Raw genomic sequence first — 12,174 nt, 5'->3', positions numbered from 1 at the left:
ATGGTGGTGGGGGTGGCGGGGGCGGTCTGGGCTATGGCTATCTCGACGCATTTGCCCTGGTTGCCGCTGTAGCTGCTCTTGGTCCACTGCACGGCAAGCTCGACGCATTCGCCCTCGCTGCCGCTGTAGCTGCTCTTGAACCAGTGGAGGTCCGTGCTCATAGCTCCCGCGCCACCTCTTCGATCAGCTTCGCGGACTCCTCGGGAGTGAGGGCCTGTGCCCGCAGAATGCCATATTTGCCGAACAGGTCTCCTAGGTCGGGTTGTTCGCTCACGAAGTAGCCACCCCGGTGTCCTTCGAGGTAGGCGAGCTGGTGGCGCTCGATTGTCTCCAACAGGATCATGGGGCCGTTCAGTCCGGCGTGCGTCTGCCGGTCGTGCGGCATGACCTGGACCTCGACGTGGCGGAGTCGGCCGATGGCGAGGACGTGGTGCAGTTGCTCCTTCAGCGTCGCCGGGCCGCCCAACGGCCGTGTGAGCGTGTTCTGTTCAAGTACGTAGCTGACGCTCGGCGAGGGCTTGCGCTCGAAGAGCTGCTGCCGCTCCAACCGGGATGCGACCCGCTTCTCGATTTCGTCGTCGTCCAGGGTCGGGTAGCGATTGCAGGTGTAGACAGCCCGTGCGTACGCCTCGGTCTGGAGCGAACCCGGGATCAGATGGGTCTGGTACACGTGCAGCGCGGAGGCTTTCCTCTCCTCCGCCAGGTAGTCCTCGGTCCAGGGCCGGAGTCCGCTGTCCCCGAACTCCTTCTCCGCCAACACCAGTAGTGCACCTTGTGCACCCAACACCTGGTCCGCGGTCTCGACCAGCTTGCCCTTGGGTGGTCGCTCGCCACGCTCCACCATGGCCACCTGCGACTTGGAATACCCGACGTGACCGCCGAGCCCTTCCTGCGTCATCCCGGCCCGTTCGCGGTGGAACCGCAACAGCACACCGAAGGACTCCGACCCGCGTTCACTGGAGTGCACAACGACCTCCCCAAGTGCACAGAGGTGCACGGACCTTGCGTAACCCTGGTCACAGTATGTGACGGCCCGTAAGCATTTGCTCCATGAACCCGAAACCTTCCCCCGGCGCCGTCCACGCCTGGATCCCCGCCTCCGGTCACGGACTCCGGCACGCCGGTATCCACTTCGACGCCGTACGCATCGCGGGCGTACTCGCAGAACAAGTGGCGTACGAGCTGATGCAGTTCACGGACTTTCAGGCGGGCCCGATCGTCCGGGAGGCGACGGGGCACCGGTACATGTACTTCCTGTTGCCCCCGCAAAGTGCCACCGGCCACCGCTGGCCAGCCGGGGTGCGAGCCCTGGGCCGGGACGCGCGGGGATGGGCGTACGTCGGGGTGCCCGCGTTGGGTGGGCTGACCTGGCCGTTGGAGTGGCGGTCGGAGCCGACGCCTGAAGTGCCGTTCGTGGAGGCGGGGTTGCTGCATGAAGTGGTGGGTCGCTTGATCGGTGTTGTACGGTGACCGCGACATCACACTCCGTACGCGTCCGTGTACGGAGCGGTCCCCGGAGGTGCTACCAACACCGACCGAGGACCTTCACTCCTAGTGGATGGACGTCCACCAGAGATGCTTCGGCATGCTATCGCGCCGGTTCGGCGTTACACGAAGGCCTCGCACGACGTCGTACGGCACTCGCGGCTCAACAGTGACGCGAAGGTACTGCTGCTGTACGTACAGGGGCTCCCCGAGTCCGAGGCCGCCGCCCCCAAGCCGCTCAGCGAACACGCGGCCAGGCTGGGGCTGAAGGGCCGGGCCTACCAGAAGGCCAAGCAACTCCTCGCCGACTGCGGTTACTTGCACGAGTGGCGGGAGCAGGGCGCGCGGGGCCGCTGGGTCACGGAACAACTCCTCGCCAATGTCACCCTCACGCGTGACGAGGCGTCCCGGGCCAGAGAGGGAGGGGCGGGCGCGGGCGGCGACGACTGCGTACCGAGTGAGCGTCCGCCGACGGTCGGTCGGCCGGGGGAGCGGACGGTCGGTGACTCTCCCCAGACAGAAGACTCGGGAGAGAAAGACCTTCCCCACCCACCACCCCAAGACCGCAGGGATCTGGATGTCGATGAAGCTGCTGGCGCTATCGGCGAGGAACCCGAACCCGAACCCGAACCCGAGGCGGAACCCGGGTCCGCCCCCGCCCCCGAACTCGCCGAGGCAGAAGGGGTGTTGCTGTCCCTGCGCCACGCGCACCGTGATCTGCTCCTCGGCGTTCGCGAGGCCCGTCTCCTCGCCGACGCGGCAGCGGAGTGGCTGCGGCGGGGTGTCTCGGCGCCGGACCTCCGCCGCGCCCTGACGACCGGCCTCCCGGCGGACGGCGTCCGCTCGGCGGTCGGCTTCCTGCGCCACCGCCTGATCCAGAAGCTCCCGGCGGCGAGGCGTCAGGTGACTCCCACCCCACCGCCCGAGCGGACGGCGGCCCCGGCCCGGCGGAGCCTGGTGACCTGCCCCGGCCCCGGCGCCGAACACGTCTTCCGCCCCCGCAACGACGAAACCCACTGCCTCCGTTGCCGCACGGCCGCCGCCTTCGAGGCGACACTCCGACTCCAGCCGCTCTCGGAGCAGTGGCGGACGCGCGTACAGGAGTGTGCCGCCGGTGCGTAGCGCGTCATACGCTGCTGCCGCAGCACGGAAGGCGGCCTCGGAGAGGAGCAGGGACATGGCGGCATGGAGCGAGATCCTTCAGGAGGCCCGCGAGGCCGTCGGCTTCACCGGGCCCGTGGTTCCGCGCAACCTTGAGGGGATCCGCGCGGCCCTCCGCCCCGACCGGCTGCTGGACCTCGACACCGAACTGGCGACCCTCTCGGAAGGGACCGCCTTCGAGGCGTTCCTCGACCACTGGTGGACGCAGTCTCTCGCCGACAGGGCCACCGACGCGGACGCCAAGGCCCTTGCCATCGACTTCGCCGACCTGGCGATCGCACTGCGAGCCAAAGCCGCAGGCGGCAGCGGTACATACACACAGGCCGAAGTCGAGGACATGCTGAAGGGCAAGGCCTCATGAGGCTCACCATCATCTGGGAACCTGCCGCGGCGGCCGGCCTGCGACGCCTCAAGTCGCGCGACGGAGATGCCGTCAAGCCGCTGGTCCAGGGATCAACTCCCTCGCTCTCCAACCCGAGCCGCCCGAGAGCAGCAAGCTGGGCGGCACCGATCTGCGGCGGCTACGGGTAGGTGCGTACCGAGTCACGTACGAGATCGATGGCGCACGAGTGGCGATCAAAGTGCTGATGGTGGGGCGGACGCAGGTGTGACGGCTGCGGGAGCGGAACGTCAGGCCGCCGGACCTACTCCGGCAGGTCGCTGTCCCCGCCCAGGTTCGCTATCACCCGGCGCAGAACGTCGAGCGTGGCCACGTACTCCTCCTCGGTGATCCCGGCATGTGTCTGCTCGTGGGCCCGGAGGTTGCGCTCCTTGGCGCGGATGCGGCCGGCCTCTCCCGCCTCGGTGAGGGTGAGGGTGCCTGTGGCGTCCTCCGTCGTCCAGCCGCGGTCCGCCAGGTCGGCGAAGACCTCGGCGAAGTCGATGCCCTGGTCGTCGTAGCGGGTGAGCTTCACGGCGAGTTCGGCGCGGGTCCAGTGGGCCGGGGAGGCGGCCACGTGGTTGAGGATCCACCAGTGGGGCTGGGTGAGCGACTCCGTCACCAGCTCCTTGCGGATCCGGCCCACCACCTCACGGTGGGCGGCGCCCGTCCAGTAACCGATGGGCTGGGCGGCGAGCTGCTGACGGGAGTACGGGGTGAGCTGCTGTGTGGTCATGGGCCGACCGTAGGAGCTCAAGTTTGGTTGAGGTCAAGAGTGCGCCGAGGTGGCAGTCCCGGGGGAACTCGTCCGTCTTGAGGGTGAGGCCGAGGACCGTGCCTGTCATGTCGACGTCAGCGCCGAAGCCGACGGAGGTTTCGATGACGTACTCCCCGTCCTTGGGCTGCGTGAAGAGGTGGCACTTGCCCTGGTACGGATCGGCGATGAGGTAGGCGGGGATCTCGGCGAGGGCGTACGCGGTCCTCTTGGGGCCGTAGTCGTTCTTGGCCCTGTGGGGATCGACGACTTCCGCGATGAACTCGACGTCCTGGTGGTGCCAACGGCCCTCGGCATCCGCTTCGGAACCATCGCGCAGCTTTGCCACGTCCGGGGCGAAGCCGTTCAGATGGCCGGGGAAGTCGATGCGTACGTCCGAGAAGAGCTGGACGCCGTCGCCGAACCTGGCTGTGAGTGTCCTGAGAATGGCGAGAGTGGTTTCCCAGTGGATGTCGAGATGTGGCGCGATGTAGATCGCTCCCTCGACGATCTCGCCCTTGTACCCCTCGGGGACGGGCACCTGGTCGAACAGCTTGTCCAGGGTCCGGGCGTTGACGTCCGACATCGTGGGGCTCCTCCCCGGCCGCCCTCGGGCGAGTTCGGCCATGCAGCCAACGACACGCACGGTGACCAGGCCACGCCCCGATTCGGTCAGTCGCTTTCGGCCTCGTACCGTTCGCCCACGTCCCACGCCTGATGCATCGCCTCGGCGAAGGAGGCCGCCAGTTTGTGTTCGCCGGAGGCGTTGGGGTGGGTGCCGTCGTACGTGTCGTGGGTGATGTCGTACGAGGGCGGGACCGAGGCCAGGAGGAGGGGGGACGCGGGCTCGTCCAGGTCCGCGACCGTCTTGGCGAGGAGCTCGTTGAAGAGGCCGACCTCGCGGGCGAAGGGCGCGTCCGTCTCCGCCCTCGTGTTCGGGATGACCGGGAGGAGGACCATCGCCACGCGCGGGTTCGCCGAGCGGGCCTCGGCGATGAAGGTGCGGGCGTTCTCCGCGGTCTGGGCCGCGTTCGTGTAGAAGCCGAGGTCGATCAGGCCGAGGGAGACGAGGAGCACGTCCGCGCGTGACTTGCGGACCGCGTCCGCGATCAGCGGGGTCAGGTGGTGCCAGCCCTCGCCCCATCCCGCCAGATGGGCGAGCGGAAAGTCCCGGTCGGCGTACTCGTACGAGTCGGCGGTCTCCGTGGCCTTGTCGTAGAGCGTCTCGCGCGGGCCGACGATCTTGAAGGGGCCGCCGTACGTCGCGCGCAGGTGCTGCCACATCCGGTAACGCCAAGTGTGTTCGCCCGCGCTTCCGATGGTCATGGAATCGCCGACGGGCATGAACCTGAGCATCCGCTCATCATGGACGATCAGCGGAAGGGGCAGGGTGTGAGGCTGGACACGCCCGCTGAACCGGCGGCGGGGATGGCAGTCTTGGGGCATGCGTCGCTCGCTTGCGTTCCTTTTCGGGGCCCTCCTCGCCGGGGTGCTCGTCGCGCCCGCCGTTGCCGCCGACAGCGCCGGTTCGGAGGGGGCGGACGGTTTCACGATCAAGGACCCCCGGATCACCGAGTCCAGCGGGCTCGTCGCCTCCCGCGCCCACCCCGGCGTCTACTGGACCCACAACGACAGCGACGACGGCGCCTTCCTCTACGCCGTCGACAGCAAGACCGGCGAGACCGTCGCCACGGTCACCATGTCGGGCGTGGGCCGGCCCCGGGACGTGGAGGCCATCTCCATGGGCCCGAACGGCCATCTCTACGTCGGCGACATCGGCGACAACCTCGGCGGCACCTGGGACCACGTCTGGATCTACGAGCTGCCCGAGCCGAAGCAGCTCAAGAACCAGACCGTCCGCGCCACGCAGTACGACGTGAAGTACGCCGACGGGGCGCGGGACGCCGAGGCGCTGATGGTCCACCCGAAGACCGGGCGCGTCTACATCGTCTCGAAGAACGAGGACGGGGGCGGGCTGTACGAGGGGCCCGCCAAGCTCGCCTCCTCCGGCACCAACACCTTCAAGCGCATCGGCGCCATCGACCTCTGGGTCACCGACGGCGCCTTCTCCCCCGACGGCAAGCAGCTCGCCGTACGCGGCTACTTCGGCGGCCTCGCGTACGACTGGAACGGCGGGAAGGTGAAGAAGGAGGGGCGGCTGAGCGTGCCGCTCCAGGGCCAGGGCGAGTCGATGGCGTACACCCCAGACGGATCCACGCTGCTGTACGGGAGCGAGGGCTCGGACAGTTCGGTGGAGCCGGGGAACGTGCCGGGCGGGGGCGGCGGAGACGGCAAGTCCCCCTCCGGGGAAGGCGGTTCGGCCGACGGGGGCGGGGGCGGTGACGGGATGAATGCCGATATCAAGATGGGGGCCGTTGCGTTGGTGGTCGCCCTGGCCGTCATCTACGGGCTCAAGCGGTTGCTGCGGCGCGACTAGCGCTCCGCAGCCGCAGGGTGGGTGAGGACCGCAGGGTGGGTGAGGACCGCAGGGTGGGTGAGAGCCGCCGGACAGTGCGGGCCGCCGGGCCGGTTGTGGCTGGTCGCTCAGTTCCCCGCGCCCACTGAAGGGAGCGCCCTCAGCTGGCGCCCCTGCGCTCCACCAGTGCCTCCAGGCCGTCCAGGATCCGCTCCAGGCCGAAGGTGAAGTGGTCGAAGTCGGGGCCGAAGGCCTCCGCGGAGAGCGCGGCCATCACGGGGTAGCGGCCGCCGGTCATGACCTTCTCCAGGATCGGGGCCTGGGCGGCCCAGAACTCCGCGTCCGTCAGGCCCGTTCTGCGCTCCGCCTCCTGTGTGTACAGCTGGGAGCGGGCGGCCCCGATGACGTACGCGTCGATCATGATGACCACCGAGACCAGCTCCGGGTCGCTCAGGCCCATGGGCTTGATGCGGGAGATCACCTTCTCCATGCCGTCGATGGCGCTGGGGCCGAGGACCGGTCGGGACTGGTTGACCTGCAGCAGCCAGGGGTGGCGCTGGTAGAGGGCGAGGCTTTCGCGGCCCAGTACCTCCAGGGTTGAGCGCCAGTCGGCGCCCAGGCCCGACGTGTCGTCGCCGGTGCGCTGGACGCGGTCCAGCATGAGGTCGAGCAGTTCGCCCTTGCCGGGAACGTACCGGTAGAGGGACATCGTGCCGGTGCCGAGCTCCGTGGAGAGCCGGCGCATCGAGACGGCCTCCAGCCCTTCCGTGTCCGCGATCCGGACGGCCGCTTCCACGATCCGGTCGAGCGTGAGGCCGGGCTTGGGCCCGCGACTGCGGCGGGGGCCCGTGTCCCACAGCAGGTGGAGGGTGCGGACGATGTCTCCGCTCCCGCTGGTCTCCGTGCCGCCCGAGCCGCTTGTCATGGACCCCAGAATAATCCCTTGGACCAAAACTGGGTACGGTGTACTCTCAATGGGGTACGGCGTACTCAGTTTCAGTTTCAGGGATGGGCTTCAGAGGCGGGCTTCATGGATGGGGGAGTGCTGTGAGCGGATACGCGGTGCGGGCCGAGGGACTTGAGAAGAGGTACGGGGAGAAGCGGGCGCTCGACGGCTTCGACCTGGCGGTGCGGGAGGGCACGGTGCACGGCCTGCTCGGGCCGAACGGCGCGGGCAAGACGACCGCCGTCCGCATCCTCTCCACGCTGGTGAAGCTGGACGGGGGAAGTGCCCGGGTGGCGGGCCTGGATGTCGCACGGCAGCCGCGTGAGGTGCGGGCCCGGATCGGGCTCACCGGTCAGTACGCGGCGGTGGACGAGGTGCTCACCGGCCGGCAGAACCTGGAGATGTTCGGGCGGCTGTTCCACCTGGGCGGGAGCCGGGCGCGGCTGCGGGCGGGCGAGCTGCTGGAGCAGTTCGACCTGACCGACGCCGCGGACAAGGGAGTCGGGAAGTACAGCGGTGGCATGCGGCGGCGCCTCGACCTCGCCGCGTCGATGATCCTCACCCCGAGGGTGTTGTTCCTGGACGAGCCGACGACCGGGCTCGACCCGCGCGGCCGGGGTGAAGTCTGGGACTCCGTACGGGCGTTGGTGACCGGCGGCACCACCGTGCTGCTGACCACGCAGTATCTGGAGGAGGCCGACAAGCTCGCCTCGCACATCACCGTGATCGACCAGGGGCGGTCCATCGCCGACGACACCCCGGACGGGCTGAAGAGCACGGTGGGCGGCGACCGGATCGAGGTCGTCGTCGCCGAGCGGGCCGACATCCCGCGGGCGGTGAAGGTCGTCGCCCGGGTCTCGGACGGCGAACCGGAGTCGGACGAGACCGAGTTGAGGGTGCACGCGCCCGTCACCGACCGGGTCGCGGCCCTCACCGAGGTGGCCCGCACCCTCCAGGACGAGGGCGTGCGCGTGGAGGACATCGGCCTGCGCAGGCCGAGCCTCGACGACGTGTTCCTGCGCCTGACGGGCCACCGCACGGACGTCACCGAGGACGAGGACATCAAGGGCGGGACGCCCAAGGACGTGAAGAGGGACGCGAAGGAGGCCGTGGCATGAGCGGCACGCTCGAAGCGACCGGGACACCGACCGGGACGCCGACCGGGACTCCGCCCGTCGACGAACACGGCCGCGTGTACTGGGCGCTCGCCGACTGCTGGAACGTCGTCCGGCGAGGGCTCACCCACTACCAGCGCCAACCCATCAACATCGCCTGGCAGTTGGGCTTCCCGATCCTGTCCGTGCTGCTGTACGGGTACGTGTTCGGCAGCGCGATGCAGGTGCCGGGCGGCGGCGACTACCGGGACTTCCTGATGCCGGGCATGTTCGTGATGACGATGGCCTTCGGGTTCATCAACACCGCCACGCTCGTGGTGTACGACTCCACGAAGGGCGTCATCGACCGGTTCCGCTCCATGCCGATGGCGCCGTCCGCGGTCGTCGCCGGGCGCGGGGTCACCGATCTCATCGTCGCCTGCGCCGAGTTGACGATCCTGATGCTCACGGCGGTCGCCATGGGCTGGCGGCCCGACGGCGGCTTCGGCTTCCTGGGGGCCTTCGCGCTGCTGCTGTGGCTGCGGTTCGCGCTGATCTGGCTCGGGGTGTGGCTCGGGCTGCTCGTGCCCAACCCGGAGGCGGCGGGCGGGCTGTTCGCGGTCGCGTTCCCGCTGACGATGATCTCCAGCATCTTCGTCGCCCCGCAGCTGATGCCGGACTGGCTCGGCCATGTGGCGGCCTGGAACCCGATCTCGTCGACGGCCGCGGCCACCCGCGAACTGTTCGGCACACCGGTGGGCAGCGGCGATTCATGGGTCGAGCAGCACGCGCTGCTGATGGCGGGCGTGTGGCCGCTGGTCCTCACGCTGATCTTCGTCCCGCTGGCGGTACGGAGGTTCCAGAAGCTCAGCAAGTAGTGGCCGGTCGCACTTGTGCGGTTACCGGGGTCGCCGCACTTGCGTGGCTACGGGGGGTCGGGCGGTGTTCGGGATCTCAAGTGTCCCGAACACCGCCCGACGTCTTGACGTGTCCACGCTGCATCCCTTCCATGGGGGTACGTGGTGTGGTGGGAGCGCTCCCACCCGTTCCGGGCCCGCGCCTCCCGAGAGGAAGCAGCGACATGTTCCGCAGCTTGCGAAGAGCGCTGTGTGCTGCCGCCGCGGCGCTTCTGCTGATGCTGGCCGGTGTTGGTGCGCAGACGGTCCACGCGGACCCGGCGGACCGCGCGGCGGCCCCCGGAGCCGGCTACTGGCACACCAGCGGCCGGCAGATGCTGGACGCGGCCGGTCAGCCCGTACGGATCGCCGGCATCAACTGGTTCGGCTTCGAGACCGCCAACTACACACCCCACGGCCTCTGGGCGCGCGACTACAAGAGCATGATCGACCAGATGAAGTCGCTGGGCTACAACACCATCCGGCTGCCGTACAGCGACGACCTCTTCAAGAGCGGCACCGTACCCAACAGCATCGACTTCTCCGGCGGCAAGAACGCCGACCTCCAGGGCCTCGGCTCCCTCCAGATCATGGACAGGATCGTGGCGTACGCGGGTCAGGGCGGCCTCAAGGTCGTACTGGACCGGCATCGTCCGGACGCGGCCGGTCAGTCGGCGCTCTGGTACACCTCCGCGGTCCCGGAGTCGACGTGGATCGCCAACCTCAAGGCCCTGGCGACCCGTTACCGGGGCAACTCCACGGTGATCGGCATCGACCTCCACAACGAGCCGCACGATCCTGCCTGTTGGGGCTGCGGCGACACGACGAGGGACTGGCGGCTGGCCGCCCAGCGCGCCGGCAACGCGGTCCTGTCCGTCAATCCCGAGCTGCTGATCTTCGTGGAGGGCGTGCAGACGTTCAACGGCGTGTCGGGCTGGTGGGGCGGCAACCTGATGGGTGTCGCCCAGTACCCCGTCCAGCTGGACGTCCCGAACCGGGTCGTCTACTCGGCCCACGACTACGCCACCAGCGTGGCCCAGCAGAGCTGGTTCAGCGACCCCACCTTCCCCGCCAACATGCCCGGCATCTGGGACAAGTACTGGGGCTACATCTTCAAGCAGAACATCGCCCCGGTGTGGGTGGGCGAGTTCGGCACGACACTCCAGTCGACGATCGACCAGAAGTGGCTTGCCGCGCTGGTGAGTTACCTACGGCCCACGAGTACGTACGGAGCCGACAGCGTCTCCTGGACCTTCTGGTCCTGGAACCCCAACTCCGGTGACACGGGCGGGATCCTGAAGGACGACTGGACGACCGTGGACACGGTGAAGGACGGCTACCTGGCGAGCGTGAAGGCGCCGGGCTTTCCGGGCGGCGGGGGTGACCCAGGCGATCCGGGTGACCCGGGAGGGGGCACGGCAGCCTGCACCGCCGCCTACAGCGTCAGCAGCGACTGGGGCGGCGGCTTCAACGCCGAGGTGAAGGTGACCAATTCGGGCACTGTTGCCCTCAAGTCCTGGAAGGTCACATGGACTTGGCCCGGCGCCCAGAAGGTAACCAGCATGTGGAACGCCTCGTACACGCAGAGCGGTGCGACGGTGACCGCGTCTAACGCCGACCACAACGGGGCGCTGGCGGTGGGCGGTTCGGCGAGCTTCGGGTTCGGTGGCGCACCGGGAGGCGGGGGTGCACCGGCGGTGAGCTGCACGGCGACATGAGACGGGCGCCATGACATGGACGGGGCGCCCGGCACGGTGGTGATCGTGCCGGGCGCCCCGGTTGCCGTACGAACGACGGTTACAGCTGCTCGATGACGACGGCTACAGCTTCTCGATCACGTAGTCGATGCACTTCGTGAGGGACTCGATGTCCGCCGGGTCGATCGCGGGGAACATGGCGACGCGGAGCTGGTTGCGGCCGAGCTTGCGGTAGGGCTCGGTGTCGACGATGCCGTTGGCGCGCAGGACCTTGGCGACGGCGGACGCGTCGACGTCGTCGGTGAAGTCGATCGTGCCGATGACCTGCGAGCGCTTGGCCGGGTCGGTGACGAACGGGTTCGCGTACTTGACGTCCTCGGCCCAGCCGTAGAGCGTGCGCGAGGAGGTCGCCGTGCGGCGGACCGACCAGTCGAGGCCGCCCTGGCCGTTGATCCACTCCAGCTGGTCGTTCAGCAGGAAGAGGGTCGCGAGGGCCGGGGTGTTGTACGTCTGGTTCTTGCGGGAGTTGTCGATCGCCGTGGGCAGGCTGAAGAACTCCGGGATGTGGCGCCCGCTCGCGTGGACGCGCTCGGCGCGCTCGATGGCGGCCGGGGAGAAGACCGCGATCCACAGGCCGCCGTCCGCGGCGAAGGACTTCTGCGGGGCGAAGTAGTAGACGTCGGTCTCGGCGATGTCGACCGGCAGGCCGCCCGCGCCGCTCGTCGCGTCCACGAGGACGAGGGAGCCCTCGTCGGCGCCCGCGACGCGCTTGACCGGGGCCGCGACGCCGGTGGAGGTCTCGTTGTGCGTGAGGGCGTAGACGTCCACGCCCGACTGGGCGAGCGGCTCCGGGTGGGTGCCCGGCTCGGAGGTGATGACGTCCGGGTCGGCGAGCCAGGGGGCGAGCTTGGCGGCCTTCGCGAACTTCGAGCTGAACTCACCGAAGGTGAGGTGCTGCGACTTGTTCTCGATCAGGCCGTGCGTCGCGACGTCCCAGAACGCGGTGGAGCCGCCGTTGCCGAGGACGACCTCGTAGCCCTCGGGGAGCTGGAAGAGGTCGCGCACTCCCTCGCGGACCTTCCCCACGAGGTTCTTCACCGGGGCCTGGCGGTGGGACGTACCCATCAGGGACGTGCCGGTCGCGGCGAGCGCGGTGAGCGACTCCGTACGCACCTTGGAGGGGCCCGCGCCGAAACGGCCGTCGGCGGGCTTGAGGTCAGCGGGGATCTGGATATCAGCCACGACGGGAGCGTATCCGTTTCCGGAAACGTGGGTGAAACGTCGTCCGTCGGGTGAGACGCCCTCCGGGGGTGCCGCCGGGTTTCCCTCGCCCCCGCCGCCCCTAC

At 69.0% G+C, this 12,174-nt stretch carries 15 protein-coding genes; 8 read left to right on the top strand and 7 right to left on the bottom strand.

Features of this window, described 5'->3' with window-relative positions; all coding sequences use genetic code 11:
* On the bottom strand, window positions 1–161 hold a 161-nt coding region (locus AOK17_RS49320), incomplete at its 3' end, for a DUF397 domain-containing protein (RefSeq protein WP_157881490.1).
* Window positions 158–967, bottom strand: coding sequence for a helix-turn-helix domain-containing protein (locus AOK17_RS39525; protein WP_055617450.1), 810 nt, complete (start codon window positions 965–967; stop codon window positions 158–160). The genes AOK17_RS39525 and AOK17_RS49320, both read right to left, overlap by 4 nt.
* Window positions 968–1,050: 83 nt before the next feature.
* Between AOK17_RS39525 and AOK17_RS39520 the strand changes: the two genes are divergently transcribed.
* The 4 genes from AOK17_RS39520 (at window position 1,051) to AOK17_RS52875 (ending at window position 3,257) form a co-directional block, all read left to right on the top strand.
* The gene (locus tag AOK17_RS39520; RefSeq protein ID WP_055617449.1) at window positions 1,051–1,470 is read left to right on the top strand and encodes a hypothetical protein; all 420 of its coding nucleotides are present in this window, start codon (window positions 1,051–1,053) and stop codon (window positions 1,468–1,470) included.
* Between the two features lie 105 nt (window positions 1,471–1,575).
* Complete coding sequence (locus tag AOK17_RS39515) at window positions 1,576–2,607, top strand: hypothetical protein (protein ID WP_055617448.1); 1,032 nt, start codon at window positions 1,576–1,578, stop codon at window positions 2,605–2,607.
* Window positions 2,608–2,662: 55 nt separating this feature from the next.
* Entirely contained in the window at window positions 2,663–3,007 is a 345-nt protein-coding gene (locus AOK17_RS39510; RefSeq protein ID WP_055617447.1) for a hypothetical protein, read from the top strand.
* Between the two features lie 13 nt (window positions 3,008–3,020).
* The gene (locus tag AOK17_RS52875; protein ID WP_342671558.1) at window positions 3,021–3,257 is read left to right on the top strand and encodes a type II toxin-antitoxin system RelE family toxin; all 237 of its coding nucleotides are present in this window, start codon (window positions 3,021–3,023) and stop codon (window positions 3,255–3,257) included.
* Window positions 3,258–3,290: 33 nt separating this feature from the next.
* Here AOK17_RS52875 and AOK17_RS39505 read toward each other — a convergent pair whose 3' ends face one another.
* The 3 genes from AOK17_RS39505 to AOK17_RS39495 form a co-directional block, all read right to left on the bottom strand.
* A complete protein-coding gene (locus tag AOK17_RS39505) occupies window positions 3,291–3,761 on the bottom strand; it encodes a hypothetical protein (RefSeq protein ID WP_055617446.1) in 471 nt (156 codons plus the stop codon).
* Complete coding sequence (locus AOK17_RS39500; protein WP_063997358.1) at window positions 3,676–4,365, bottom strand: Uma2 family endonuclease; 690 nt, start codon at window positions 4,363–4,365, stop codon at window positions 3,676–3,678. The genes AOK17_RS39505 and AOK17_RS39500 overlap by 86 nt, the downstream gene beginning before the upstream one ends.
* Window positions 4,366–4,451: 86 nt before the next feature.
* On the bottom strand, window positions 4,452–5,135 hold the full coding sequence (locus tag AOK17_RS39495) for an SGNH/GDSL hydrolase family protein (protein ID WP_055617445.1): 684 nt from the start codon (window positions 5,133–5,135) through the stop codon (window positions 4,452–4,454).
* Window positions 5,136–5,223: 88 nt separating this feature from the next.
* Between AOK17_RS39495 and AOK17_RS39490 the strand changes: the two genes are divergently transcribed.
* Entirely contained in the window at window positions 5,224–6,216 is a 993-nt protein-coding gene (locus AOK17_RS39490; RefSeq protein ID WP_055617444.1) for a WD40 repeat domain-containing protein, read from the top strand.
* Window positions 6,217–6,355: 139 nt separating this feature from the next.
* On the opposite strand, the gene AOK17_RS39485 is transcribed toward AOK17_RS39490, so the two are convergent.
* The gene (locus tag AOK17_RS39485) at window positions 6,356–7,120 is read right to left on the bottom strand and encodes a TetR/AcrR family transcriptional regulator (RefSeq protein ID WP_055617443.1); all 765 of its coding nucleotides are present in this window, start codon (window positions 7,118–7,120) and stop codon (window positions 6,356–6,358) included.
* Window positions 7,121–7,203: 83 nt separating this feature from the next.
* On the opposite strand from AOK17_RS39485, the gene AOK17_RS39480 reads away from it, so the two are divergent.
* From AOK17_RS39480 to AOK17_RS39470, 3 genes are all read left to right on the top strand, one after another.
* Window positions 7,204–8,259 (top strand): ATP-binding cassette domain-containing protein, encoded by a 1,056-nt coding sequence (locus AOK17_RS39480; protein WP_055617442.1) that lies wholly within the window; start codon window positions 7,204–7,206, stop codon window positions 8,257–8,259.
* On the top strand, window positions 8,256–9,113 hold the full coding sequence (locus AOK17_RS39475; RefSeq protein WP_245697651.1) for an ABC transporter permease: 858 nt from the start codon (window positions 8,256–8,258) through the stop codon (window positions 9,111–9,113). Before AOK17_RS39480 ends, AOK17_RS39475 begins: the two co-directional genes overlap by 4 nt.
* 203 nt (window positions 9,114–9,316) lie before the next feature.
* Window positions 9,317–10,849 carry a cellulase family glycosylhydrolase gene (locus AOK17_RS39470; RefSeq protein ID WP_055617441.1) on the top strand — a complete coding sequence of 511 codons (1,533 nt, stop codon included), beginning with the start codon at window positions 9,317–9,319 and terminating at the stop codon, window positions 10,847–10,849.
* 102 nt (window positions 10,850–10,951) lie between these two features.
* Here AOK17_RS39470 and serC read toward each other — a convergent pair whose 3' ends face one another.
* Window positions 10,952–12,070, bottom strand: coding sequence for a phosphoserine transaminase (gene serC, locus AOK17_RS39465; RefSeq protein WP_055617440.1), 1,119 nt, complete (start codon window positions 12,068–12,070; stop codon window positions 10,952–10,954).
* Window positions 12,071–12,174 lie beyond the last annotated feature (104 nt).

The organism is Streptomyces phaeochromogenes (assembly GCF_001418655.1).
GTDB classification, from domain to species: Bacteria; Actinomycetota; Actinomycetes; order Streptomycetales; family Streptomycetaceae; genus Streptomyces; species Streptomyces phaeochromogenes.
This window is presented reverse-complemented; position numbering and strand designations above follow the sequence as displayed.

Coding starts and splice junctions, on each gene's coding strand:
- AOK17_RS39480 (WP_055617442.1), top strand. CDS start 7,204: ATGGGCTTCAGAGGCGGGCTTCATGGATGGGGGAGTGCTGTGAGCGGA.
- AOK17_RS39475 (WP_245697651.1), top strand. CDS start 8,256: ATGAGCGGCACGCTCGAAGCGACCGGGACACCGACCGGGACGCCGACC.
- AOK17_RS39495 (WP_055617445.1), bottom strand. CDS start 5,135: ATGCTCAGGTTCATGCCCGTCGGCGATTCCATGACCATCGGAAGCGCG.
- AOK17_RS39510 (WP_055617447.1), top strand. CDS start 2,663: ATGGCGGCATGGAGCGAGATCCTTCAGGAGGCCCGCGAGGCCGTCGGC.
- AOK17_RS39470 (WP_055617441.1), top strand. CDS start 9,317: ATGTTCCGCAGCTTGCGAAGAGCGCTGTGTGCTGCCGCCGCGGCGCTT.
- AOK17_RS39505 (WP_055617446.1), bottom strand. CDS start 3,761: ATGACCACACAGCAGCTCACCCCGTACTCCCGTCAGCAGCTCGCCGCC.
- AOK17_RS39500 (WP_063997358.1), bottom strand. CDS start 4,365: ATGTCGGACGTCAACGCCCGGACCCTGGACAAGCTGTTCGACCAGGTG.
- AOK17_RS39520 (WP_055617449.1), top strand. CDS start 1,051: ATGAACCCGAAACCTTCCCCCGGCGCCGTCCACGCCTGGATCCCCGCC.
- AOK17_RS39490 (WP_055617444.1), top strand. CDS start 5,224: ATGCGTCGCTCGCTTGCGTTCCTTTTCGGGGCCCTCCTCGCCGGGGTG.
- AOK17_RS39485 (WP_055617443.1), bottom strand. CDS start 7,120: ATGACAAGCGGCTCGGGCGGCACGGAGACCAGCGGGAGCGGAGACATC.
- AOK17_RS39515 (WP_055617448.1), top strand. CDS start 1,576: ATGCTTCGGCATGCTATCGCGCCGGTTCGGCGTTACACGAAGGCCTCG.